The sequence below is a fragment of the Mycoplasma elephantis ATCC 51980 genome, from assembly GCF_000687815.1.
GTDB lineage: Bacteria > Bacillota_I > Bacilli_A > Mycoplasmatales > Metamycoplasmataceae > Mycoplasma_H > Mycoplasma_H elephantis.
On sequence record NZ_JHXU01000004.1, the window covers coordinates 41,175 to 66,957 of the forward strand.

27 protein-coding genes and 8 tRNA genes are annotated in these 25,783 nt (G+C 26.5%); 26 read left to right on the forward strand and 9 right to left on the reverse strand.

The window, feature by feature from the left end; all coding sequences use genetic code 4:
• Nucleotides 1–101: 101 nt before the first annotated feature.
• Nucleotides 102–1,007 carry a 16S rRNA (cytosine(1402)-N(4))-methyltransferase RsmH gene (rsmH, locus tag T380_RS0101405; protein WP_027334159.1) on the reverse strand — a complete coding sequence of 302 codons (906 nt, stop codon included), beginning with the start codon at nt 1,005–1,007 and terminating at the stop codon, nt 102–104.
• Nucleotides 1,007–1,543, reverse strand: a complete 537-nt coding sequence (gene mraZ, locus T380_RS0101410) for a division/cell wall cluster transcriptional repressor MraZ (RefSeq protein ID WP_084259815.1) — start codon at nt 1,541–1,543, stop codon at nt 1,007–1,009. The genes rsmH and mraZ overlap by 1 nt, the downstream gene beginning before the upstream one ends.
• Before the next feature lie 37 nt (nt 1,544–1,580).
• On the opposite strand from mraZ, the gene T380_RS0101415 reads away from it, so the two are divergent.
• From T380_RS0101415 to T380_RS0101475, 13 genes are all read left to right on the forward strand, one after another.
• Nucleotides 1,581–2,732, forward strand: a complete 1,152-nt coding sequence (locus T380_RS0101415; protein ID WP_156930192.1) for an endonuclease/exonuclease/phosphatase family protein — start codon at nt 1,581–1,583, stop codon at nt 2,730–2,732.
• 17 nt (nt 2,733–2,749) lie between these two features.
• A complete protein-coding gene (gene obgE, locus T380_RS0101420) occupies nt 2,750–3,997 on the forward strand; it encodes a GTPase ObgE (RefSeq protein WP_027334162.1) in 1,248 nt (415 codons plus the stop codon).
• A 70-nt stretch (nt 3,998–4,067) separates the two neighbouring features.
• Nucleotides 4,068–4,144, forward strand: a tRNA-Pro gene (locus T380_RS0101425).
• A 6-nt stretch (nt 4,145–4,150) separates the two neighbouring features.
• A tRNA-Ala gene (locus T380_RS0101430) sits at nt 4,151–4,227 on the forward strand.
• Nucleotides 4,228–4,230: 3 nt separating this feature from the next.
• Nucleotides 4,231–4,307: transfer RNA gene (locus tag T380_RS0101435), tRNA-Met, on the forward strand.
• A gap of 22 nt (nt 4,308–4,329) precedes the next feature.
• A tRNA-Ile gene (locus tag T380_RS0101440) sits at nt 4,330–4,405 on the forward strand.
• A 1-nt stretch (nt 4,406) separates the two neighbouring features.
• A tRNA-Ser gene (locus T380_RS0101445) sits at nt 4,407–4,499 on the forward strand.
• A 36-nt stretch (nt 4,500–4,535) separates the two neighbouring features.
• Nucleotides 4,536–4,612: transfer RNA gene (locus tag T380_RS0101450), tRNA-Met, on the forward strand.
• A gap of 1 nt (nt 4,613) precedes the next feature.
• Nucleotides 4,614–4,690 (forward strand) — tRNA-Asp (locus T380_RS0101455).
• 1 nt (nt 4,691) lies between these two features.
• Nucleotides 4,692–4,767, forward strand: a tRNA-Phe gene (locus T380_RS0101460).
• A 174-nt stretch (nt 4,768–4,941) separates the two neighbouring features.
• Nucleotides 4,942–6,411, forward strand: coding sequence for an N-acetylmuramoyl-L-alanine amidase-like domain-containing protein (locus T380_RS0101465; RefSeq protein WP_027334163.1), 1,470 nt, complete (start codon nt 4,942–4,944; stop codon nt 6,409–6,411).
• A complete protein-coding gene (locus tag T380_RS03870; RefSeq protein ID WP_211246875.1) occupies nt 6,411–7,292 on the forward strand; it encodes an N-acetylmuramic acid 6-phosphate etherase in 882 nt (293 codons plus the stop codon). Before T380_RS0101465 ends, T380_RS03870 begins: the two co-directional genes overlap by 1 nt.
• Nucleotides 7,285–7,596 (forward strand): PTS sugar transporter subunit IIA, encoded by a 312-nt coding sequence (locus tag T380_RS0101475; protein WP_027334164.1) that lies wholly within the window; start codon nt 7,285–7,287, stop codon nt 7,594–7,596. Before T380_RS03870 ends, T380_RS0101475 begins: the two co-directional genes overlap by 8 nt.
• On the opposite strand, the gene T380_RS0101480 is transcribed toward T380_RS0101475, so the two are convergent.
• On the reverse strand, nt 7,593–8,348 hold the full coding sequence (locus T380_RS0101480) for a MurR/RpiR family transcriptional regulator (protein WP_036436775.1): 756 nt from the start codon (nt 8,346–8,348) through the stop codon (nt 7,593–7,595). The two genes, T380_RS0101475 and T380_RS0101480, sit on opposite strands and share 4 nt — an antisense overlap.
• Nucleotides 8,349–8,384: 36 nt before the next feature.
• On the opposite strand from T380_RS0101480, the gene T380_RS0101485 reads away from it, so the two are divergent.
• The 6 genes from T380_RS0101485 to T380_RS0101510 are packed head-to-tail and all read left to right on the forward strand — an operon-like array spanning nt 8,385 to nt 13,345.
• Nucleotides 8,385–8,978 (forward strand): hypothetical protein, encoded by a 594-nt coding sequence (locus tag T380_RS0101485; protein WP_027334166.1) that lies wholly within the window; start codon nt 8,385–8,387, stop codon nt 8,976–8,978.
• Nucleotides 8,978–9,298: a PTS sugar transporter subunit IIB gene (locus T380_RS0101490; protein ID WP_027334167.1), complete on the forward strand. Its 321-nt coding sequence runs from the start codon at nt 8,978–8,980 to the stop codon at nt 9,296–9,298. The genes T380_RS0101485 and T380_RS0101490 overlap by 1 nt, the downstream gene beginning before the upstream one ends.
• Entirely contained in the window at nt 9,288–10,772 is a 1,485-nt protein-coding gene (locus T380_RS03875) for a PTS sugar transporter subunit IIC (RefSeq protein ID WP_051599951.1), read from the forward strand. Before T380_RS0101490 ends, T380_RS03875 begins: the two co-directional genes overlap by 11 nt.
• 17 nt (nt 10,773–10,789) lie before the next feature.
• On the forward strand, nt 10,790–11,122 hold the full coding sequence (locus tag T380_RS0101500; protein ID WP_027334168.1) for a hypothetical protein: 333 nt from the start codon (nt 10,790–10,792) through the stop codon (nt 11,120–11,122).
• 14 nt (nt 11,123–11,136) lie between these two features.
• A complete protein-coding gene (locus T380_RS0101505) occupies nt 11,137–12,222 on the forward strand; it encodes a DUF871 domain-containing protein (protein WP_027334169.1) in 1,086 nt (361 codons plus the stop codon).
• A gap of 19 nt (nt 12,223–12,241) precedes the next feature.
• Nucleotides 12,242–13,345, forward strand: a complete 1,104-nt coding sequence (locus tag T380_RS0101510; protein ID WP_156930193.1) for an anhydro-N-acetylmuramic acid kinase — start codon at nt 12,242–12,244, stop codon at nt 13,343–13,345.
• Nucleotides 13,346–13,389: 44 nt separating this feature from the next.
• Here the strand turns inward: T380_RS0101510 and T380_RS0101515 are convergent, their stop codons facing one another.
• The 3 genes from T380_RS0101515 to ptsP form a co-directional block, all read right to left on the reverse strand.
• Nucleotides 13,390–13,947 (reverse strand): hypothetical protein, encoded by a 558-nt coding sequence (locus tag T380_RS0101515; RefSeq protein WP_027334171.1) that lies wholly within the window; start codon nt 13,945–13,947, stop codon nt 13,390–13,392.
• Between the two features lie 203 nt (nt 13,948–14,150).
• Nucleotides 14,151–14,744 carry a thymidine kinase gene (locus tag T380_RS0101525; RefSeq protein ID WP_027334172.1) on the reverse strand — a complete coding sequence of 198 codons (594 nt, stop codon included), beginning with the start codon at nt 14,742–14,744 and terminating at the stop codon, nt 14,151–14,153.
• Nucleotides 14,744–16,465: a phosphoenolpyruvate--protein phosphotransferase gene (ptsP, locus tag T380_RS0101530; RefSeq protein WP_027334173.1), complete on the reverse strand. Its 1,722-nt coding sequence runs from the start codon at nt 16,463–16,465 to the stop codon at nt 14,744–14,746. Before ptsP ends, T380_RS0101525 begins: the two co-directional genes overlap by 1 nt.
• Before the next feature lie 99 nt (nt 16,466–16,564).
• On the opposite strand from ptsP, the gene T380_RS0101535 reads away from it, so the two are divergent.
• Complete coding sequence (locus T380_RS0101535; RefSeq protein ID WP_027334174.1) at nt 16,565–17,935, forward strand: phosphotransferase; 1,371 nt, start codon at nt 16,565–16,567, stop codon at nt 17,933–17,935.
• 16 nt (nt 17,936–17,951) lie between these two features.
• On the opposite strand, the gene rplA is transcribed toward T380_RS0101535, so the two are convergent.
• The 3 genes from rplA to T380_RS0101550 all read right to left on the reverse strand — a co-directional run bounded on the left by rplA (nt 17,952) and on the right by T380_RS0101550 (nt 21,375).
• A complete protein-coding gene (rplA, locus tag T380_RS0101540; RefSeq protein WP_027334175.1) occupies nt 17,952–18,641 on the reverse strand; it encodes a 50S ribosomal protein L1 in 690 nt (229 codons plus the stop codon).
• Nucleotides 18,641–19,249 carry a 50S ribosomal protein L11 gene (gene rplK, locus T380_RS0101545; RefSeq protein WP_027334176.1) on the reverse strand — a complete coding sequence of 203 codons (609 nt, stop codon included), beginning with the start codon at nt 19,247–19,249 and terminating at the stop codon, nt 18,641–18,643. The genes rplA and rplK overlap by 1 nt, the downstream gene beginning before the upstream one ends.
• Nucleotides 19,250–19,458: 209 nt before the next feature.
• On the reverse strand, nt 19,459–21,375 hold the full coding sequence (locus tag T380_RS0101550) for a M13 family metallopeptidase (protein ID WP_027334177.1): 1,917 nt from the start codon (nt 21,373–21,375) through the stop codon (nt 19,459–19,461).
• 81 nt (nt 21,376–21,456) lie between these two features.
• Here T380_RS0101550 and T380_RS0101555 point away from each other — a divergent pair, with 81 nt between their 5' ends.
• The 6 genes from T380_RS0101555 to T380_RS0101580 all read left to right on the forward strand — a co-directional run.
• Entirely contained in the window at nt 21,457–23,592 is a 2,136-nt protein-coding gene (locus T380_RS0101555) for an ABC-2 transporter permease (RefSeq protein ID WP_027334178.1), read from the forward strand.
• Nucleotides 23,593–23,601: 9 nt separating this feature from the next.
• Entirely contained in the window at nt 23,602–24,519 is a 918-nt protein-coding gene (locus T380_RS0101560) for an ABC transporter ATP-binding protein (protein ID WP_036436785.1), read from the forward strand.
• 98 nt (nt 24,520–24,617) lie between these two features.
• Nucleotides 24,618–24,893, forward strand: coding sequence for a hypothetical protein (locus T380_RS0101565; protein ID WP_027334180.1), 276 nt, complete (start codon nt 24,618–24,620; stop codon nt 24,891–24,893).
• Nucleotides 24,894–25,068: 175 nt separating this feature from the next.
• Nucleotides 25,069–25,161, forward strand: coding sequence for a variable surface lipoprotein (locus T380_RS04490; protein WP_281171074.1), 93 nt, complete (start codon nt 25,069–25,071; stop codon nt 25,159–25,161).
• A gap of 30 nt (nt 25,162–25,191) precedes the next feature.
• The gene (locus T380_RS0101575) at nt 25,192–25,374 is read left to right on the forward strand and encodes a hypothetical protein (protein WP_027334181.1); all 183 of its coding nucleotides are present in this window, start codon (nt 25,192–25,194) and stop codon (nt 25,372–25,374) included.
• Nucleotides 25,375–25,455: 81 nt separating this feature from the next.
• Nucleotides 25,456–25,783, forward strand: a 328-nt coding sequence (locus tag T380_RS0101580; protein ID WP_027334182.1) for a hypothetical protein, incomplete at its 3' end; no start/stop codon positions are given.

Genomic DNA, 25,783 nt, shown 5'->3' on the forward strand with positions numbered 1-25,783 from the left:
GTTTTAGGTATCTTACACCAATTACGATAAAAACATTACTCATACTTTTTTTACTTATTGATTAATTGATTAGCTATCTTAGAAATCCATCTTCAAGCTGATTAATCAATTAGTTTTGTCAAAATGCGAAGTTTTGCGCTTCTAGAGCGTTTGTTTGTTTCTATTTCTGTTTGTGAAGGATAAATGGTTTTAATTTTGTAATCCTGTTTAAGCATAACTGGTAATTTGGGATCGTTATGCTTAATTAATGAATTAAAAAACTCTTTTAATATTTTATCCTCCAAGGAGTGAAATGTAATAATAAGTAATTTACCATTTCTTTTTAAGAAATTTAATGTTTTCTTAAGCATGTTTTTGAGAGAGCCAAGTTCATCATTTACTTCTATACGAATGGCTTGAAAAACTGGTTTTATTAAGTTTTTCTTTCTTGTCATTGCATTTGGGTAGCTAGAACGTATTAAATCTGCCAACTGTTTTGTTGTTTCAATTGGTCTATTTTTAACGATTGCAGTTGCAAGTTGCTTGGATAGCTTAACTTGTCCGTAATCATTAAAAATTTTTACCAATTCATCAACTGTGTAATTGTTAACAATTTGATACGCATCTAATTTTTGTTCTTGGTCCATCCTCATATCTAGGCGGGCATCTTTAAAGTAAGAGAAGCCACGTTCTTGAGTGTCAATTTGTGGTGAGCTTATTCCTAAATCGGCTAAAATTCCAGAAACTTTGTCAATTTTATGTTTTTCTAAAAAATCGTTAAAGTGTTTAAAGTCTGACTTAAATAGCATAAAATTGTGTCCGATTTCGCCAAGACGTTTACTACTTTTTTCTATAGCATTTTTATCTTTATCGAAACCGACCAAGAGCCCTGATTTTAACTTTTTAAGGATACAAGAACTATGACCCGCAAAACCAACGGTTAAGTCGATAATGGTATCATTTTCTTGAATATTCAGTTGATCGATAACTTCATTTAATAGAACCGGAATATGTAATTCTTTATCCACTAAAATCCTTTATCAGAGATTGTCTGAGCTAAAGTTTCCAGTTTTTCACTTGGATTTTCGTTTTGGAATTTTTCGAATTTGGCTTTATCTCAAATCTCTACTTTATTGCCAACGCCAACAAAGACTATGTTTTTTCCGATAGCACAAAGGTTGGTAATGTTTTGCGGAATCATTATACGACCTTGTTTGTCAATGTCTATTTCTTGAGTTCTTGAAAAAAAAGCTCTTTTAAAAGTTCTTACATTTGTATCGAACTCGTTTTTTGAATTAAGTTCTGAAGCAAATTGGTTTCAATCATTTTCTGAACGTAACTCTAGAACATCTTCTAAACCACGGCTTAAATAAACAACATTTGTTAATTGATCACGAAATTTTGCTGGTATCAAAACACGGTTTTTATCATCAAATGTTCGTTCAAATTGTCCGTAAAACATTTCCCACTCCTTCCCACTATCTATACATATTAAACCACAAATATCCAAAATAATAATTTTTTTATCAAATTTTTTGAAAAATAATGTGGTTCAAAATCTCATTTCACCATTTTTTAAAATGAAAATTTATAATAATTTAATGAAAATTAAAGAATTTCTTTCACTTTTTGCATTTATGCCAATAATATTTACAACTTCATGCACATATTTTTTCAAAGAAAAGGAAAAAAGTGAGCAAATACCTAATGCTCCAATTTCTTCAAAACCTACATCAAAACCATTAGTAATAAATAAAGATAATAGTGCTATAAAAATAGCCCACTGGAATGTAAAAAATCAAAATGGTAAAAATAATTTTAAAAATATAGCTTTAACTAATATTATTAATGCCGAAAATTTTGATATTGTCGGATTAACGGAAATTGATGATTTGCTTGGCGTTGTGTCATTAATAGATATTTTAAATAAAGCCAATTTTGAATATAAATGAGAATACAAAATATCCAATAAAGACTATACAGCTATTAAAAAAGGAACTCAACTAGAAATGAATTCAAAACAAAGGGAACATGTTGGAATAATCTATAAAAGTAGTAAGGTTAAACTTATTGCGGATACATTATATGAAAACATTCCATGAAGTAATTTGTTAGATTTAAATAATCCTAGTGCCGATAAGTACTCATATATTCGTCCTCCATATGGAGCAAAGTTTTTAGACTTAAACACAAATCAAGATTTTACTTGTGTATTTGCCCATTTTGATTCTCCGGGAATAGCGAAAGAAAATGAGGACGGTGCTAAAAAATTTAATAGTGATTTTGGAGATATGGGTGCACAAGAAGCTAATGAAGCGCTCAAGATTAATGGTGTAATGAAATTTTATGATGCTTGAGATGGGGATAATAATGAACTAATTTTTATGGGTGATACAAATATAAAATTAGGAAAACAAAATTTAGTATTTAAAAATATTATTGATGATAAGTATACATTTTACTCTGAAGATAATGAACAATGGAAAACATCGCTTAAAACATCAGTTTTTGGTGAATATTCTCAACCTTATGACAAAATAATTTATAAAGGCGATGCAAAAATAACAAATCCAGGTTTGATAAAAATATATGATTCATTAAAAAATAAATATATAGATCAAAAATGGATTGATGAAGTAATAGCTAGTAAAAATCCCCCACCTAAAAACCCTGTTATTTACCCATATACATTTATTTCAGATCATTGTCCAATTTATTTAACTATAAATTTAGATAAAAACGATAAAAATTAAATATATAATTATGTTTTATGAAATTTATTGATAAGACCAAAATAAAAATAACTGCTGGAAAAGGAGGAGATGGAATCATCTCTTTTCGTCGTGAAGCACATGTAGATAAAGGTGGTCCTGATGGGGGTGATGGCGGTGATGGAGGAAGTGTGTTTTTTAGTGGTGATCCAGGAATGAATACACTTTATAAATTTCATCTTCAAAAATCAATCATCGGTAATGATGGCATAAATGGTGGAAGAAAAAATTTATATGGAGCAAATGGTAAGGATATTATTATAAAAGTTCCATTTGGTACTCAGGTTTTTGAAAACAATAATTTAGTAGCAGATGTTGTGGATGAACAAAACTACTTAATTTGTAAAGGCGGAAAAGGCGGAAAAGGAAATGCCAAGTTTAAAAGCGCCAAAAATAGTGCTCCTAGATTATGTGAAAATGGAACACTTGGCGAATCTAAAGTTTTGGATTTAGAGCTTAAAGTTTTAGCCGATGTTGGTTTTATTGGTGTGCCTAATGCCGGAAAATCAAGTCTTTTATCAGTAATTTCAAATGCAAAGCCAAAAATCGCAAATTATGAATTTACTACAGTTAATCCCCAATTAGGAATTGCCACTTATAATAATGAATCTTTTGTTGTTGCTGATCTGCCAGGATTAATTAAAGGGGCTCATGAAGGCAAAGGGATGGGTATTGAGTTTTTAAAACATATTGAAAGATGTAAAATTATTGCCCATGTTATTGATTTTAGTGAAGATTATGAAAAAATTAAAACTAATTTTTTGCTAATAAATGAAGAACTAGCAAATTATAAAATCAATTTACAAAACAAAAAAAGATTAATTGTGGCAAATAAGATTGATTTATTAAGTCAAAAAAATAATATTAAGCGTTTTAAAAATGAATTTAAATCCGAACTTGTTCAAACAAGTGCATTGACTAGACAAAATTTAAATCAATTAAAGGCAAAATTACTCGAAATATTAAAATCATTTAAATACGATGAAGATGAAAATAGTAATTTAAAAGAAGCTTTTATTAATTATGATGCTCCTTTTGATATTAAAAAACAAAACAATATATTTATTATAACTGGTTCAAAAGTAAGATATTGATATGAAAGAATACCGTTAAATTCACAAGATAATTTGCTTCGTTTTAATAAAATATTAGAAAAAATGGGAATTTGAGACGAACTTTATAATATGGGGATTAAGAAATTAGATACAGTTAAAATATACGATTATGTTTTTGAATGAAAAGAATAAAAAAACTATTATAAATTTGTAAAAATATATTATAATAACAAGGCTATATATTTCTTTAAGCAAACATAGTGGAGAAGTAGCTCAGTTTGGCAGAGCGCTACGTTTGGGACGTAGTGGTCGCAGGTTCAAATCCTGTCTTCTTCACCATTTTATGGGGGGGTAGCTCACCTGGCTAGAGCGCCTGCCTTGCACGCAGGAGGTAGAGGGTTCGAGTCCCTTCCTCTCCACCATTTGGCACTGTAGCTCAGTTGGTTAGAGCATCCGGTTCATACCCGGAAGGTCAAGAGTTCGATCCTCTTTGGTGCTACCATTTGGATATATAACAGCATACTGGACCCATAGCTCAATGGTTAGAGCACCCGGCTCATAACCGGTAGGTTGCAGGTTCAAGTCCTGCTGGGTCCACCATGGGCAATTACCCAAGCCCGGTTGAAGGGACTAGTCTTGAAAACTAGCAGGGGCTTCACGGCCCGCGGGGGTTCGAATCCCTCATTGCCCGCCATTTATCTATTTTTATAGATACCAATAACTTTCACGTCGCGGAGTAGAGCAGTTCGGTAGCTCGTCGGGCTCATAACCCGGAGGTCATTGGTTCAAATCCAATCTCCGCAACCATGGTCCAGTGGTAAAGTGGTTTAATACGCCTCCCTGTCACGGAGGAGATCGCGGGTTCAATTCCCGTCTGGACCGCCATGGCTCTGTAGCTCAGTTGGTAGAGCAACGGACTGAAGCTCCGTGTGTCGCTGGTTCGATTCCTGCCGGAGCCACCATATGATGAAAATCGCCTATTAAGGCTTTTTTTATAAAATTTACACTTTTCTTATTTTGAAGTGTAAATTTTTTTACAATTTATTTTCTTTTTAACAATTTTGTTTACATTTTAATTACTATATAAATTTATAATTTATATGGTGGTAATAATACCACTAAATAAAGGAGATAAAATGAAATACAAAAAATTATGCAGTGTTTTAATACCTGTAATATCTATTGGGATAACATCAAGTGTAATATCGTGTTCAATTGATGAAGAAGCAATTAAAAATTTTGAAAAAAATAATGAAGCTTTAATAAATGTTGATTTAGCCAAACTTGATAATGATATTTTAAAAAATCTCGAAAAAGCAGAAAATGAATATTTATCTTTGTCTAAAAATGAGCAAGATAATAAAAAAGATATTGGTGTTAAAATTCAAACTATTAAAGGAATTAAAAACTCACATGATTCATACTTAAAATCATATAAGAGTCTTTTAGAAATGGAAGATGAAAAACTTGAAAATGAATATAATGCACGAGGTTACAAAATAGTTTATAAAGCAATTGAAGCTTTTGAAAAATTTAATAGCCTTGACGATAATACAAAAAATCTTTTAATTAAGAATTTACCTAATTCATATTCAAGTATTAATGATGCTAAAAAGGATCTAGAAAGACGTGAAAATCTTTTAATTAATTTACAAAAAAAAGACTATCCAGTTAAAGTACCAAGTCAAGCAACATACAAAAAAATAAATGAACTTTTAGAATATGTAAAATCATTATCTGGTAAGACAATGGCGGAAAAGGTTGTTGCTATTTCAGAAAAATTCTTAGGATTTACTTATGTGCCAGATAAAATGATTGGTTCAATAGAAAAAGGGGTTGAAGAAATTCTTGTTCTTGATATATTGGGTGTTGACTGTTTTACCTTTTTAGATTATACTGTTGCCTTAGCAATGTCAAAAGATATTGATGAATTTAAAGAAAATGTTGCTAAAGTAAGATATATAGATGGACGTGTTGATTACACTACTCGTAAACATTTCTTTACTGATTGAGGTCATGAAAATATTAAAATTGCAAATAATGCAGTTGATTTAATGGCTGAAGATGCTAAGAAAATAGCAAATGACAAAAAATTGATTATTAATATTAAGAAAAATATTAATGCTAAAAAAGAAGTCGACAAGAAAGTAACAGAGTTTTGATTACCTGGAGTAAGAACAACAGATCGTGAATTTGATGCAATTAAATTTGAAAAAGATCACAGAATACTAGATGAAAAATTCATTATGGATAACTTTAAAGAAGGTGATTTTGTAATGGTTGGAACCAACCTAGATGGTCTCGATGTTACACATTGCGGAATTTTAATCTTTAAAGAGGGTCCGGTTTATGAATATGATGAAAATGGTGTTGAAAAACGTGATGAAAAAGGCAATCCAATAGTTAAAAAAGATAAAGATGGAAAAGAAGTAAAAGCTTTAAAACCATTTTATAGAAATGCTAAATGAAATAAACATGTTTTAGATGTTGATTTACTATACTACATGCGTGATAGAAATTGAGATACAAAAAACAAGAAGTGATATGAAAAACCTAAAGTTCCATATATGTTATTCTACCGTGTAGAAGAATCATTAGATGATTAATGAATATGATAAATAATAATATTACAGATTTAGATACAGAAAAAAGAAATAGAAATACAAAAAATTTATCTTCAAGTTCAACATTAGAAATAATTGAAATGATAAATAATGAAGATAAAAAAGTTGCATATGAAGTAATTAAAAATAAAGAAAGTATAGCCAAAGTTATTGATATAGCATATGAATGCCTAAAAAATAAAAAAGGCAGAATTATTTATATAGGCGCGGGAACTAGTGGAAGAATAGGAGTACTAGATGCTACCGAAATTTGACCTACGTTTGGTGTAAAAAATAAAATTATAGGCCTTATAGCTGGTGGTAGAAAAGCTCTTTTTGAAGCAGTTGAAAAAGCTGAAGATAATATACAATTTGCAATTGATGATTTAAATAGTGTAAATATTTCATCAAATGATGTAGTTATCGGAATTACTGCTTCAGGTAGAACACCTTATGTAATAGGTGGCCTAAAATATGCAAAATCGATTGAGGCAAAAACAGTTCTTATATGTAATTCTATGCCTAGAGAAAAAAACAACTTTATAGATCAAATTATTTGTGTTTCAACAGGGGCTGAAGTAATAGCGGGTTCTACAAGAATGAAAGCAGGGACTAGTCAAAAAATGGTATGCAATATGATTTCAAGTGCGGTGATGACAAAATTAGGTTATGTCGAAAGTAATTATATGATTAATCTAATACCAACAAATTATAAACTTGAAGAACGTTGCAAAAACATGATTAAGGATTTAACTAATGCTTCTTATGACCAAATTGAAAATTGCTTCAATCTTACAAGGAATGTTAAATTAACACTTTTGATGTTACAAAAAAATATTTCAAAAGAAGAAGCGGAAAAAATTTATAAGGAGTTATATGGATAAAACAAAAATTGAACAGTCGGCTTTTGAAATAATCTCATATTCAGGAGCAGCAAAGGCATTATTTTCTGAAGCAATAGATTATTTAATCAAAAATGATGTTGTAAAAGCTACTGAAAAAATTAAAGAGGGTAAAGAAGAATTAACAAAAGTTCATAAAGCACATTTTGAATTAATTTCATGCGAAGCTAAAGGAACCGAACTTGATTTTAGTCTTTTATTAACCCATGCAGAAGATCAATTCATGTCAGCGGAAAACGCAATGTTTTTAGCTGAAAAAATGCTTTTATTTAAAAAAGCAAATTAGTTATATGATGATGTTTGTAAATACTGAAAATTATCTTCATCATTAATTAAATACTCAAAAATTTTAATGTAAAATGTTACAACTTTAAGTAATGAATCGGTCGAATAAAGTCTAAGACCACCCTTAAAATCTTTAACATTTTCAACATGATTAAAAACATTAATTTTATCTTTAATCACTTTATCATTTGGAATAAAACTACTTGATAACATAATTTTTGCCTTAGTAATTTTTATAAGATCAAGTATTCATGTGTGTTGAAGTGATAATGAGTTAATTATGACTAAATCATTATTTGTTAGAAGCTTACTTAAACCAATTTGATCGTATTTACTTTCAGGAGTAAAAACACACTTATTTAATCTTTGTAGTTTACGGGCAAAATCTAAATTATTTATATATGAGCCTGAAACACCCACAAATAATATTTTGTGAGAATTTGAAATTAAATTAGCCGCATCTTTGATAACTTGATTATAAATATTGCCTTCATATTCTTTAGATATTGATTGGTTATGAACAAAACAAAGTTCATTAAAGTTATTAAAATCACATTTTTTAACAAATTTAGAAATAGCGGCAGATGATACATTTAATAACTGTGCCAAGTCTTTTGATTTATAAATCTTAGTTGAATTTTTTACTAATTTTAATATCTCATTAGCTATATGTGCATTTGTTATCGATGAATTTCTACGAATTGCATTTAATTTCATTAAATATGTGTATTTACTATTATCAACATTTTTCACTTAAATATTATATTAAATAAAACGAAAGGAGTAAATGTGTTAACCAAAAAATTTACAAAAGTGTTTTGATTATCTATGCTAGCAACAATTTTTATGATTGTTTCAATTTTATTGTTTGTTCCTAGTGTAATTTATGTTGGAAAATCAAAGCAAATTCAACATTTTAACTTTGATAATATTAATTTTATTATCTTAGTTGCTATTCAAAATATATTTATTTTATTACTTTTAAAATATTTAATTACAAATGCGATTAAAGATTTAAAAGATAAAACTTGAGCAAGTAACAAAGATACAAAACTCAAAACTATCATGTTTTATTTTGTATCATCTATTATTTTATTATTAGTTATTGCATCAAGTGTATTTATTTCATTTGGAGTTGTGGTTTTTGAAGGGGATCTAAAACCATTAGGAACCATAACTACTGTTGATGGTAAAGAGGTTCATACAATCTTTTCAGATGAAGTAGTTAGAAACGCTATGACTGTAAATGATAAAATTAAATATATTTTATTTAGTTTTATATTTGCATACTTTTTAGTTATCTTTATATTACTTATAACAAAAATAAGTTTAGTAATAAAAAATACTGTAACAAACAAAAAACAAATAAAGGAAGCAATCTAATGAATGTTCTTTTAATTTGTTCTGGTGGAATGTCAACGCATATATTGATTAGTTCACTAGAAAAAGAAGCAAAGCAATTAGGAATACCTTTTAAAGCCAATGCTATTGGTGTTACAGAAATTGAGGAATATCCAAATAATGATTACCAAATTATTTTGGTTGCCCCTCAAATTAGATTCAAGTTTATTGAGTTTGAAAAATTTGCAAAACAAAAAAACAAATTAATATATCAAATTCAACCAATGGAATACAATCCAGTAGGAGCATCAAAACTCCTTAAAAATGTAAAAAAAATTATGGAGGAAAACAATGTCATCTAACCAAAAGGTTAAAAAAACTAGTGTTGGTATGAATATTCTTAAATGAATTGAACGTACCTTTATGCCAATAATTAGTAAGATTAGTGATAACCGCTACATAAATGCTATTCGTAATGGTATGGTAGCCGTAATCCCTATATTGCTAATTGGTTCAATGTTTCTTATTTTATTTTTCTTCCCTATTGGAAAAAGTGAAACATTAGGAATTAATGTTTTACTACCAATTGATGGCGGTCGTTGAGCAAGATTCTTTATGTTACCATACCGTCTTACATTTCCAATGATGGGATTCTTTGTAGTTATAGGAATAGCTAGGTCTTTAGCTCGTAATTACAAACTAGATGATCAACAAGGCGTATTCATTGCTCTTATTGCTTATCTAATTTCAATAGTTGGTCCAACATATAGTTCAATTGGTAATCCTGCATTTACATCAGGTTCATTCGGGTCAGCAACTATTTTTGGCGGAATTATTGTTTCTATTATTTCAATTGAAATATTTAGATTATGTATTAAATATAGAATAATGATTCGTTTACCTAAATCTGTTCCAGAAGTTGTTGCAAAACCATTTAATGCAATTATTCCAATGCTTTTTGTAATGGTTCCTGCAGTTCTTTTATTTAATGTATTAAAATTCGATATTCACAAATTTGCATCATTATTATTACAACCAATCCAAGGATTAGTTGCTGGAAATAACTTTTTTGGCTTTATAGTTGTAATATTATTTGTTATGTTATTATGAATTGCTGGTATTCATGGAATGGCAATAGTTGGTGCTGTTGCTCGTCCATTTTGACTTATCGCTATTGATGATAACTTATCATTAACTGAAACACTTGGTAGAAAATCAATAACAGCTGCTGATGGAGCTAATATTTTGGTGGAACCATTCTTTCAATGATTTGTTTGAATCGGTGGAGCTGGAGCTACATTAGGTCTTTTAATTGTTATGTTATTTATTGCTAAATCAAAATACATAAGAGCTATTACATATCCTTCTATTGTTCCAGGTATATTCAACATAAATGAACCAGTTATATTTGGTTACCCACTTGTTTTAAATCCTATTTTAGCAATTCCTGCCATTTTAGCCCCTCTTACAATGGGTACATTATCATTTATTGCAATGAAACTTAATTTAGTAAATGTACCTATTATAGTTGTTGGGTGAACATTACCTTCACCAGTTGGTGCGGTGCTTGCAACGAATTTAGATTGAAGAGCATTAGTTCTTTGTTTATTAATGATCGCTGTATCATGCGTAATATGATGGCCATTTGCTAAAATGTATGATAATGTATTATTAAAACAAGAAATCGAAGAAGAAGTTCAATTACGTAAAGAAAACGCAGAAAAAGAAAATATCATCTTTAATGAAGAAGAAACAAGAGCACAAGTTTCAAAAGAATTCCATTCAAGAAGTATTTTTAAACGTAATAAAAAACAAGTAAAAAACATAGAAGCTTAAAAAAACAGAAAGGGAACATGCCAGAATGATTAGTATATAGTTTATTAGTATTAACCTTGATAATTGGATATTTGTTAGCAACACTTATTGATCGATACACAAAGTTTTTTAAAAGAATAAGTTCGTGAATTATTGTTCCATTACCTTTTATAGTTTTGTTTTTGATAGGTATACCCCTATTATTATTTAAGGTTGATTTTGATATTATATTTTACTGTTGTTCTTTCCCCTTTTTGTTTTTTTGTGGCGTATCTATAGCTGTATATATCGAAAGATATATTATTTGAAGAGAACGCAAGCTTGAAAAAGCAAAAATAGCACAAGGTGTGCAAAATAAAGATAAAAAATAACGAAAGGAATTTAAATGCTAGGTATTTCAATTTATCCTGATAAACAGGATAAACAAGAAATTATAAAATATATAAAACTTGCTGCAAAATATAATTTTAAACGTATTTTTTCATGCTTATTATCTATAAATAAAGAACCTAATGAAATTAAAAAAGAATTTCTAGAAATAAACAAATTAGCTAATGATTTAGGAATGATGGTAGTTTTAGATGTTAATCCAAAAGTATTTGATAAATTAGGAATTTCATATAATAATTTATCTTTTTTTAAAGATATTAAAGCTAATGGTGTTAGATTAGATATGGGGTTTGATGGTAAAACTGAATCAGATATGACTTACAATGAGCAAGATTTATATATTGAAATCAATATGTCTCTTGAATCAAAATATATAGATAATATTATGTCATGTATTCCAAACAAAAATAAATTAATAGCATGTCATAACTTCTATCCTCAAAGATATACTGGATTAAGTCTTCCATTTTTTATAAATTCATCAAAAAAATGTAAAGATTTTCATTTACGAACAGCAGCCTTTGTTACTTCTAGCTGTAAAATAGGTCCATGACCACTTAATCATGGGCTTCCAACACTAGAAATACACAGGGATTTAGATATAAAATCTCAAGCAAAACACTTATTTGCTACTAAATTAATAGATGATGTTATTATAGGTAATGCTTTTGCCACGGAAAAAGAATTAAAATCGTTAGGTTCTATAGATCCTAATATAATAACTTTAAGTTTATTAAAATCTTCATTAAAAAATACAACCGACCTTGAAAAGGAAATATTATTTAATAACAAACATTTCCGTCGTCAAGATACTAATGATTATTCAATTCGCTCAACTCAATCTCGTGTCAAGTATAAAGATAAAGATTTCCCGGTTCATGATACACCAAAAATATTAAATCGTGGTGATGTTGTTATTTGCAATAATAATCTAAAACAATATAAAGGTGAATTGCAAATAGTTTTAAAAGAACATGAAAATATTGAATTTGGTAAAAATGTAGTTGGTAAAATAAATCCTGAAGAACTAATTTTGCTTGATTACATAAAACCTATTGGAAAGTTTTCTTTTGAAGAATAATTACAATATAATTGGCTTAATGTCCGGCACTAGTGTTGATGGTTTGGATATTGCATATGTACAAATAAATGATAAAGATAAATTAAAAATTAATTTAATTGAATTTGAAACAGTTACAATACCTTTTAAATTAAAAAATAAAATCATAAAATCTTTCGCACATAAAGAAACATCACGTTTTTTTTGCTCATTAAATTTTGAAATAGGCAAATTCTTTGGTGATAGTGTAAATAATTTTATTAAAAAACATAATATTGCGCATAATGAAATAGATTATATTTCATCACATGGCCAAACTATCTATCATTTAATAGATCCAAAAAATGATGAAATTAAATCTACACTTCAATTTGGTGACATTAGCATAATTGCTAAAACAACTAATATTCCTGTAATAGGTGATTTTCGTCCCGCGGACATGGGTGTGGGAGGTGAAGGTGCCCCACTTGTAGTTTATCCTGATTATTTATTATTTAACGATAATAATGAAGTACGTTTATTACAAAATATTGGCGGAATTTCGAATGTTACAGTTTTAAATAATGATATAAATAAAGTGTTTGCTTTTGACAATGGTCCTGGCAATGTTTTGATTGATATGGCTGTTAAACATTTTTTCAATTTAGATTATGATAAAGACGCCAAGATAGCCAAAAATGGAAAAATAATTAATGAAATTATTGATTTTCTTTTATTAGATGATTATTATGAAAAGCAACCTCCTAAAACAACAGGAAGGGAAAAATATAACAAACAATTACTTGATATATTAATTAAAAAATTTGACTCATTCTCTCCTTTTGATATAGTTAGATCAATTACATATTTTACTTCTCTTACAATAGCTAATAGTTACAAAAAGTTTGTTATAAAACCTGAAAATAAATATTCTGTTTATTTATCCGGAGGAGGCGCAAATAATCCGCTTATATTGCAAGATTTAAAAACATTATTACCGCAGGTTAATGTCGCAACATCTAACGATCTTGGTATAAATTCTGACGCTAAAGAGGCAATTGAATTTGCATTATTAGGTTACTTGTTTGTTAAAAATCTAAATGGAAATTTGCCAAAAGCAACCGGAGCAAGAGATTTTACAATTCTTGGAAAACTAGCAAAATAATATTAATAAAAAATATTCGCTCTTATGGTGCGAATATTTTTTTGTTATGCTAGTAATTTATGAATATGATCTCATGCTCAAGACCAACCACCTTGTTTTTTAGAAAAATCAGGATTTTGGTTTATTTTTTGGTCAATTAATATTTTTTTAATCTTTTCACGACCTATTTTATAGTTACTTTTTTCCATAAATTTATCTAAAGACGCAATTAATTGAATACCTATTGCAAGCTTTGTTTCTTTTAAAGATATTTTTGGTAATAGTTCTTTATCGATATAACTAATGCATGATTCAAAAAGCGTTTCCCATCTTAAATCTTGAAAATTTTTATGTAAAGTATCATTAACTTTTCTCAATAAATCAAAAGATTTTGAAAAATTATTTAATCAAGAATTATAATCATTTCCCGTGAAAAATTTGTATGGTTCATTATCTTTTGAAATAATTTTATTGTTATCCATTTCAAATCATGTAAATAAATCAATTAACTCTTTTTCGACACTAGTTTTATTTTTAAGAACAACTGACATTATAAATTTAGCCACTGATAATGAGTACAATTTATCTGCTCATTTATTATGTTGTTTACTAAGTATCAACATTATTATTTTTACCAGTTATTTTTTTATCAAAAATATTCAATCTTCTCCTATTTTTATTCTATTAAATAAAAATAAATACTAAATCATATGGAAGCCATAAATTTTGAACATAATAAAAATATAGTTAATAAAAAATATCCGAATTTTAAATCGGATATTTTTAATTTTCAATATAAAATTATTGATTAGCTATTGAAAATATATTAATTTTGATTTTTTGTTTTTTCTTCTTGTTTTTTAAGTTCGCCAGCTATATGGCAACGTCTACAACGTGCTTCATATTCATCTGAATCACCAATATAGTTTAATTTTTTAACATCAACTTTACGGAATGAACATGATGCATCTAATTTACATTGCATGCATACAGCCTTTAATTTTGATACTTCTTCCGCCATTGCTAATAATTTTGGCAACACACCATATGGACGACGCAAATAATCTTGTTCAAGACCAGCAACTATTACCCTGATTCTTTTGGCTGTTAATTCCTCAATTACAGGAATAATGTCTTCGTTAAAGAAATTAACTTCATCTATAGCTACAGCCTTAATTGATGAATCTACCAATTTGAGAATATCTTGAGCATTTTCTATATTATGAGCAGGATATTTTATCGTATTTCTTGAGACAATTGAATCGTCACTAAATCTTGTGTCAAACTTTGGTTTAATAACAAGTGTTTTTATGTTTGCGTAATTTAGTATATTGATTCTTTTTATTAATTCTTCGGTTTTGCCAGAAAACATTGGCCCAGTAATAACTTCTAGCGTTCCCTCGCTATATCTTCTATACATTAAATTAAACCCTCTTTTTTAATTAGATCTATAACTTGTTCTTGTGAATCTAATTCAAGTGCTTTTAATGCAACATCTTGTAATTTATTAAATGAATGACGAGAAATTAATTCTCTTGTTTGAAGAATTTTTGATGATGACATCGAAAATTCATCAAGTCCTAATCCAAGTAAAATAGGAACTGCATTTTTATCGCCCGCCATTTCTCCACACATTCCGGCTCATTTACCATTTTTATGAGCTCCATCAATTGTGTGTTTTATAAATCTTAAAATGGATGGATTTAATGGTTGATATAAATTTGAAACATTTTCATTCATTCTATCAGCTGCCATAGAATATTGAATTAAATCATTTGTACCAATTGAAACGAAATCAGCATATTTTGTAAATTTGTCAACAAGTATTGCTGCAGCAGGTGTTTCTATCATTAGTCCAAATTCAATATTTTTTAAATCACCAATTTGAACTTTACTTTTCTTTAACTCGTTATATGTTTCAATAAATATTTCTTTCGCTTTTAAAAACTCATTTACATGTGTTATCATAGGAATCATTATTCCCAATTTCCCAAAATATGAAGCACGAATCAATGCTCTTAATTGAGTTTTAAAAATCTCTTTTTCTTTTAAACAAAGACGAATTGCTCTATAACCTAAAAATGGATTATCTTCTTTTGGGAAATCATAATATTTAAGTTGCTTATCACCACCAATATCTAGTGTACGAATAATAACCCTTTTACCATTCATTTTTTGAAGAACTATTTTATATGCATTAAATTGTTCTTCTTCTGTTGGTCAATGATCGTTATCCATATATAAAAATTCACTTCTAAATAACCCAATTGCTTGCGCATCATTTTCTAACACATTAGAAACTTCAGCAACTCCACCAATATTTGCCGCAAGTTCTACCTCATGTTTATCTTTAGTTATTGTTTTTTTATTTTTAAATTTTTTAAGAGTTTCTAGTCAATTAAAATAATCTTTACCTTTTTTATCAAATGCTTTTATTTCTTCTTTTGATGGATTAATAATTACTTGGCCATCAATACCATCAAGTGAAATAAAATCGTTATGTTTTACATTTTCAAGTAACCCACTAATCCCGACAACACTAGGAATATTAAGTGTTCTTGCCATTATAGCTGTATGAGATGTAGGTCCTCCTATTTCGGTTGCAAAACCTTTAACAAATTTTTTATCTAGTTGAACTGTTTGACTTGGGCTTAAATCATGAGCAACAATAATAACTTCCTCATTTATTTTTGTTAAATCAATTTCTTTAATACCTTGGATATTAAAAATGATTTTTCTCTTGATATCTAAAATATCAGGAATTCTTTCGATCATGTATGGATCATTCATTGCTTTAATACTATTAATAGTGTCATCAAATGAACTACTTATTGCATTTGAAAGTGAAAATCCTTTATTTGTTAAAAAATCCTTAACACTATCCTTGACAACTGGATCAATTGCAATAAATGATAATGCCGAAAAAATACCTGCTTGTTCGCTATCTCATGGCAACATTTCTTTGTATAAACCATTTAAATAATCACTGACTTCTTGTGATGCTTTTTCGAATTTAGAAAATAATTTTGTTGCATCTTGTTTTAAATTTATTGTTTTATCAATTTCTAATTTTTGTTCAATTAATTTAAAAACCTTGCAACTTACTACTCCGCTTGATGCGGGTATCCCTTTTAATTTCATAACCCCTCCTTTAATGATTACATTTATTATATATTAATTATTATTGTTAATCTCTCATACTTTCAATTAATTTATTTAATAAAAAAATATAATTATTTTATGAATAATTTTGATTTTTTAGATAAAAAAATAAAAAATATATCTTTGGAATACAAAGGATTTCATAATACAACATATATTGGATTTTTAGATAATGTAAAAGTTCAAATTAGAATTCCTAATAATAAAATTGTAAATCATGAAATTGAAGAAAAATTTCTAAAAACAGTAGATGATGTAATTTATTATAAAAATGGAATTTTAGTAAGAAAATGATTTGATGGTCAAACATTAGAAAAAGTAAAATTAAATAGTAGGATAATAAATAATTTAATAAATGAAGTAAAAAAACTAAATGAGTTAAAAATTAATTTGCCAAAAGTTGATTTTTATTATTATGGAACAGGTAACAAAAAATATAATGACTTAATTTCAAAATATAAAAATACTTTTAATGATGTATGTCACATGGATTTAAATAAAAAGAATGTTTTAGTTAATGAAGATAACGAAGTTAAGATTATTGATTTTGAATGAGTTAGAAAATCGAATAAGGCATTTGATATAGTCTGCTTGTATAAAAATTTTGGGATTAAAAAAAATATACTTATTAATAAATTTAATTTATCAAAAAAAGAATTTGATGATTTTTTATATATAGAAAATGAATTTAAAAACATGGCCTACATAAGTACGTATAGTAAAGAGATTGAGCGAATATTAAATGAGGATAAAAAAATAACAATATTCAATAATCTTGCAATAAAAAAGAAAGTAAAAAACAGTTTTAATTATTTATTAGATGAGTCTTATTTTAATATGTTTAAATTTGCTCAAAATATAATTTTTGAAAATGATTCCTATATTATTAGTGAAAAAATTAATAATAAAATCGTAAATTTAAAGTCAAAAAAATGATTAATTAAAATTGCTAAAATAATAAAAAATGTACATAAAATAAAGAAATGTGAACATTTATTCAAATTATATGATCTAATTAATTATTATTTAAATAATAATAAATTTATTATGAATTACTTATTAATTATTTTTGATGAAATTAAAATTAATAAAATTATGAAATGAATAAAAAATATAAAACCAGATAGCCTATGTCATAATGATTTAAATTCAAGCAATATTCTAATTGATGTAAATGATAATGTAAGATTAATAGACTTTGAGTATGCTTCCCTAAATAATCATTATTTTGATATCGCATATTTTTGTAGTAATTTAATGTTAGATGAAAAGCAAGAAAAACTATTTTTAGAAGCATATGGAAATTATGATGAAGACGAATATATAAAATATAAAATCATTGTTAATTTTTATTGTTTAATTTGAAGCATATATAATGAAGATGATTTCAATATACAGATAAATATAAAATATATAAATGAAAATTATGATAAATTAAATAAAAACTAGCAAATGCTAGTTTTTATTAATCTATTTTAATTTTTACGCTTGGTCCCATTGTTGCAGAAACAGTTAGGTTTTGAATATATGTTCCTTTAACAGCTGCTGGTTTTAGTTTTTTAATTGTTGCAATTAATGTTTTCGCATTTTCAACTAATTCATCTTTTTTCATTGTTGTTTTACCGATCGATGAATGAACTATACCAGCTTTATCTGTCCTATAATTTGCTTTACCTTTTTTAAGTTCTAAAACTGTTTTATCAGGTGTTGTTGTAACAGTTCCTGTTTTAGGGTTTGGCATAAGACCTTTGGGTCCTAATTTTTTACCATATTTACCTAATAAAGGCATCATTTTAGGTTCTGCTACCATAACATCAAAATCTAATTTTGATTCTTTAAGTAAAGCTTCAAGTTCTAATGCATCCACAATAATATCAGCTTTTGCATCTTCACAAAGTTTTTTATTTGTAGGATTATCCGTAGCAACTAATACACGAACATTTTTTCCTGTTCCATATGGAAGAACAACAGCGCCTCTTAGTTGTTGGTCAGCTTTACGTACATCAAGATTTAATTTAAACGCCAAATCTAATGAACCAGGAAATTTTGAATAAGATGATTTTATAGCTAATTCAATAGCTTCATCCAATTGATAAATATTGTTTGCATCAATAAGTTTTTTTGCTTCAATTAATTTTTTACCTATATGAGCCATTATTTACCTTCCTCTGCTTCTTTTTCTTTCTTAGCTTTTTCTATATCAGAGTGTGTAACAACTTCAATTGGTTTATCTTTAGCTTCAGCAGCAGCCTTCGCTTCTTGTTCAAGTTTTTCTTCTTGCGCTTGTGCTATTGCAGCCTCTTTAGCTGCTTGTTGAGCTTCAGCTTTTGCTTTTTCTATATCATCTAAACCTTCAATTAATATCCCCATATTTCTTGCTGTACCCGCAATAATTTTCATTGCAGCCTCAACATTATCTGTATTTAAGTCTGGTAACTTGTATTCAGCTATTTGACGTAATTGCGCACTTGTAATAGTTCCAACAATTGTAGTTTTTGAATTAGCACTACCTGATTTTAGTTTTGCTGCTTGTAATAATTTAAAGCTCGCAGGAGCAGTAAATAATCTGTAATCAAATGATTTATCTTTGTACACAGTAATTTCTACTGGAACTGGTTCATTCCCGCGATCTCTAGTTGCATCATTAAAAGCTTTTGTAAATTCAGGCATGTTGATTCCAACACCAGCTAAAGCTGGACCAGGTTTTGCTTGTCCGGCATTAAATTGCAATTTTGCAACACGGACAACTTCTTTTTTTGCCATAATTTATATCCTTTCAATATATGTGGTACTAGCGAATAATTCTCCCACTAGCTAGAGGCAATAAAAATTGCATTAGTATTATATATTAAAAATAATAAATTTGAAACATATTATTATATTAATAATTAATTAAAATAATAAAAAACAAACATAATAATTTGTTTTTCTTTATTTTTTGTTGAATTAATAAAGATATTTATTAATTCATGTTATCAAATAATTACTCTTTTTTTAGGGTCTAAATACATTTTGTCATCTTCTTTAACGTTAAAAAGTTCATAAAAAGCATTATGATTTTTTATTTGAATATTTGCTCTTAATTTTGTTGGTGCATGAACATCACTTTTTAATAATAATTCACCATATTGTTGTCTATATTTACTTCTTCAAACATTTGCTCAATTATAGAAAAATAATTTAGGATCAAAATCTTTTTCCATTTTTGCTGCTTCAAATGCACATGCAAATCCACCCAAATCAGCAATATTTTCACTTACAGTTAGTTTACCATTGCATTTACCATATGGAGAATCTTGCCCTTCAAATAAATCAATTACACCTTTTGCTCTTTTTTCAAATTCAATTCTATCCTCATTTGTTCACCAATTGTTCAAATTTCCTTTTTCATCAAATTGTGATCCATTATTATCAAAGGCATGAGAAATTTCATGAGCTATTACAGCACCTATCCCACCATAATTAGCGCTTGAATTATATTTTAATGAATAAAATGGTTCATCTAAAATAGCGGCAGGGAATACAATGACGTTTTTAAAAGGATGGAAATAAGCATTAACCATAGCGGGTGACATTTCTCAGTAATTTTGATTTACTGGTTCTAAATATTGATTAAAAATATAATCTGTTTTAATTTTTCTAAAATGAAGAATATTTTCTAAAATGGTTGAGTCATCATTATCAATAACTTCATATTTATCATAATATGGTTCATACTCTTCAGGGTACCCGATTTTCTTTTGTAAAGCAGAGAGTTTTGTTATTGCCTTATCAATTGTTTGTTTTGATAATCAATCATTATTTTGTAAACGAGTTTTATAAACATTAATCATATTATCAACCATATGTTCAACGTTAGCTTTAGCTTCTTTGCCAAAAGTAGTTTTTGCATAATAGACTCCAAATGGCATATTAAATAATCCACTAGCTAAATAAAATGCATATTTTTTACGTGATTTAATTTTTTTAGTTCCCGTAATTGCGGCTGTAAAAATTTGCAATGTTCTTCTAAAATCATCAGATAAGAATGATGCATGAGATTGAATAAAATATGAAATCATTCTAGATTTAAATAAATGGAAGTTATCTTTTGTATATATTGTTTCTAAAGCATTAATGAAACGAGGATTATCTACAATAATACTATCACAAGGTTTATTTATCAACTTTTTAGAAAGTTCTTTAATATTAAAAATACTTGATTTTTTTGATAAATCATCTAATTTGAAAACGTTATAACTTTTTACATAATCCGCATTTTCCACACTTGATTTAGCCATATCAATTAATAATTCATCAAACTTAATGGCTTGTTCAACTTCTTTATTTGCTCTTATGCTATCAAATCCCAATTTTTTTAATAATAAAATCATCATTTCTTTATAAGCATTTAACAAGTGTGTTTTTTTTGCCTCATCTAAATAATAATCTTTATCAGGTAAAATTAAATCAGGGTGACCCATTGCTAATACTTGTTTTGTATTATCCACAAAATCTTGGCAAATACCAAATTGAATAGGTAACATGCTTCCCATGTATTCTAATTTTTTATAATTTTTAATAATATCATCATAACTATTTAATTTATCAAACTCACTTAAAATCAAGTTGTAAAGTTCAGTACCTTTATTTTTTTGTCTTAGTTCATGATTTGAAGTTATTTTATAAAACTTACAAAAATTCTTAATAGTATTATCATTTATATTATCTATATTTAACAACAAATTATCAGCAAATTTCATGATTTTTTTTTCAATTTTCATATCTAGTTCTGTAAAACCACCAGTCCCATTTTTATCATCAGGAATTTTTGCTTTTTTAAGTCATTCATTATTAACTTCTTCATAAAAATCATTTCTTAAATTATTTTCATTAAATTTACTTTTCATATATTCTCCTTTTATATTTAAATTTATTATTAATTATAATTTATATAATATTAAAAATAAAAATTTTATTTAAGGAAAAACATGAAGGCATTATTTAAAATACAAAGTAAAATGTTTTTAAGAAGTGTGGCGACGTGAATTGTGTTTGCTAGCGTCTTAGTCATCCAAATAATTATAGGAGTTGTATCAACACTCTTATTTAATATAGGGTCACAAAATGATATGGCAAAAGAAGAAATGTTTAAAAGTTTATTTGATATTTCACAAAATTTATTTTATTTCTTTTGTGTTTTTTTAACATTTTATGTATGCTCATTTATTTACTATACCTATAAAAAAAATGGATTAAATTTAATAATTCAGACAAAACCTATAAATAGAAAATCTATTTTTTATACAAATTTTTCTATCGCATTTTTTTATTCAATAATATCAATTACCATATTATGAATTTGTGAAATATTATCGTTTTCATTTTTTATTTTTAGCTCAAAAATAAATATATATTTTATGTTTTATTTATTAATGTTGTTAGCAGGCGTTTTAATATCAATGTTTTTTAGCTCAATGGGTTCATTTTTTTCAACATTCACGAATGAAAAATTATTTAATTTTATAATTATTGGTATTCCATTTTTAATAATGGCTCCTATATCAATAATTAACAATATGGCAACAACAATTACGAAAACAACTTTTAAAAAAGATATAAGTTCTTCAACTAATTTTATTAAAAAAAATAATAATGATGTTAATGAGTTAATTCAAGAACAAAATAAATATAAAGTTACTAGTATTATTTCCAATAACTCGGTACATATTTTTGATAAATACGAACAAAATTCAAAAAACAAAGTAATTGATCAATATATTAGTGAATACAAAAAAATAAAAACGTCACCAACTCAAAATATAATATTAAATTTAAATAAATTTTTAGTTTATTTCGATATTACAAATTACTATTACGCAATTGCTAATGCTTTTTATAATGATATAAATGAAAATAAAAACTTAACTTTTTCATTAAATCCAGTTCAATTTTCTCAAAATGATATTAATAAGTTATTAACTTTAAAACAAAATTTTTACACAATTAATGATCAAGAATTTAATGAGATTGATAAAATAAAAAACATATTATTTGATAATAATAAAACAAAAACAGAGAAAGATGATGCCAAAAAATTACTTGATAAAAAACTTACGGAATTTAGTAAAAAATATAATAACTATAATTCTTATCAATATGTTTTAAATATCCACTCAAAAAATATACAATCAGCTTTTGCCCCCTACTATCTTGATGAAAATTTAAGTGGTTTTGATTCTGATTCAATAAAAGCAAATATTAATGCATTTTGAGATGAGGTAATAAATAAAATAGATAAAAATATAAAAGATAATAAGTTGGCATTTGATATTGAAAATTTGAATACTTATGAAATAATGAATGTATTTGATGGTAATGAAATTTTAAACAAAATTCTAATGGATTTTGTAAGACAAAATTATTCAAACTTATTTTATTCAACATTAATTAATACAACTGTTCAAAACCTTATTAATAAACATAATAATTTTTATAATTATGTAAATGAATTACAAATGATTTTAAATGATTATGTTAATCTATTAAATCTATTAAATAATTCAGATTTTGAAAATATAAAAAATAATGAGTTAAACTTAGATCTTTTAAGAAAGGAAATGCCCGATATATTTACTGAAACAATAATTTTGGATTTAAAATTAAAATGAAAAGAAATTAAGAAAATTGATTATAAAAATGAGCCAAACAAATTTAGTGAAAAAATTAATGAGTTAAGAAATGAAATATTAAATAAAATACCACAATACTCTCCAGAATTTGATTTATTAATTCATAAACAAAATGCGTTACAAAATTTATATAATGCCCTAGAAATGATATCTAATAGTACAAAAGTGTATACTCTTTTTAAATACATGGACCATAATAATAAAACTCAAAATATATTCATTAATCAAAAAAGTTTTATGAAAAATATTGTTTTTAATTCTTTCTTTGATATTGAAGAAATAAATACATTAAAAGATAATGCATCATCACATTTACAAGTAACTGTGTATTCACCATTAACTTGATACATATCATTAAGTATACTAATTATTATTTCTACAATATTGCTAGGTTTTGGAAATTATATCTATTGTAAAAAACAATTAATAATTTAGGAGAATAGAATGGAAAATGTTATTGAAATAAAGAATTTAAATAAAAAGTTTAAAAACAAGAATGCGCTTAAAAATATTAGTTTTTCTATATCTAAGGGTTCTTTTCATGGATTTATTGGTAATAATGGTGCTGGAAAAACTACTACATTTAGGTCAATTTTAGGCTTCTACCCAGATGTTAAGGGCGAAATATTTATTAACGGAATTTCATTTAAGGATTACCGCTCAAGACAAAGTATTGGCTATATACCAGAAGTATGTATTTTTCCTAAACATATTAAAATAAAAGAATATTTATACCATTTCGCAGAAATGTCAGGACTTTCTAGTGAAAAAGCAAAGGAAAAGACACAAGCATTATTAAAACATTACCATTTTGATACACCTGAATTTGATAAACCTGCTTCTAAATTGTCTTCAGGACAAAAAAAGAAAGTTATGTTAATGCAAGCTTTAGTTAATGATCCAGAAATATTAATATTGGATGAGCCAGCAGCAAACTTAGATCCTTCAGCAAGAATTGAACTTTATGAAAATCTAAAAGAATTGCATAATCAAGGTAAAACAATATTTTTATCTTCACATATTTTATTAGAGCTCGAAAAATACATTGATTCATTCACCATTTTAAAAGATGGAGAGGTTATTGAAAGTTGCTCGGTTGAAGATAAATTGAAAAATGATAAATATGATAAAAAAATAATAATTAAGGATATGAGCAAATTAAATGATATTAAAGAAGATCTTTTAATGCAATTCCCTAATTTATTAATTAAAAATAATGAATTATTTATCGAAAAAACAAATGAAAATATTGCGGGAAATGTAATAGGTTTTTTAGCTAATAAAAAAATAGAAATTGATGAAATAAAAAATATTGGTTTGAATTTTAACCAAGAGTATTTTTCAACATTAAATAATGAATAAATAGATACGATTTAAGTAACCCATCATCTTGTTTAACAAGATAATATATTTTATATTTATCTAGTATATACTATAAATAAAGGAAAAAAGGAGAAATTATGAAAAAAAATATAATATTTACACTATCATTGTTACCACTAGCAACATTACCAATTGTTGCGGTATCATGCGAAAACTTGAGCCCTAAACAAAAAGAAGCTAAAGAATTATTTGATAAACTTGCTAAAGAACTTGAAGAATTAGGAGAACCTGAAATCGAGTGAGTAAAATACTTTAAAATTGATTGATCAAAATTAGACGATTCTCAATGTGAAATAATAATTAATAATTGTAAAAAAGATTTTGAATTATTGAAAAAAAATAAAAAACAATAATTTAATACATAAAAAGCCTAGATGAGTACTAGGCTTTTTATGTATTGCAAATATATTGCTAATATATCTTTCCAATATTTCTATATGAAATTGTTTTCATATTTTTATTCATAATTTATATATATATATATATATATATGGGATACTTTAAAATAAAAATTTAAAAGGAGAAATTATGAAAAAAAATATAATATTTACACTATCATTGTTACCACTAGCAACATTACCAATTGTTGCGGTATCATGTGAAAACTTGAGTCCTAAATAAAAAGAAGCTAAAGAATTATTTGATAAATATATGGAAATATTAGAAAAAACAAATAAATCATTGAATATACCTGTTCAACAAGAATTAAAAGACATTCAAAAACAAGATTGATCAAAATTAACTGATGCTGAATGTGATGCTTTAATAATTATGTATAAACCATTATTAGAATTATTAGAGAAAACACCAATACCAACAACCGGAACAATTTAATTAAAAAGCCTAGACAACTACTAGGCTTTTTATGTATTGCAAATCAATATACTATTTGTTATAATAATATAAATTATGAGCATGAATCCACTATACCAAAAATGAGCTAATACAAGGTCTTCAGATACAAATTTTTTGAATTCGTTATTAAGAATAAATAAGAATAGAAAAAACATTAATGAAACATTTAGTAAAGGCATTAAGTTTATAAATAATAAAATAATTGCTAAAATGGGTGCCGGAACAAATCTTATTAATGAATATACAATAACATGTATAGCTCAAAGTTATATTTCAGGAATTGAAAAAACCAATAATATAAAGTTGTCAGAAACAAATGGTATTTTAATATATTTTGATAATACAAGAAATGCAGAATTGTATAGCAATATAATTGCAAGAGTTTTTT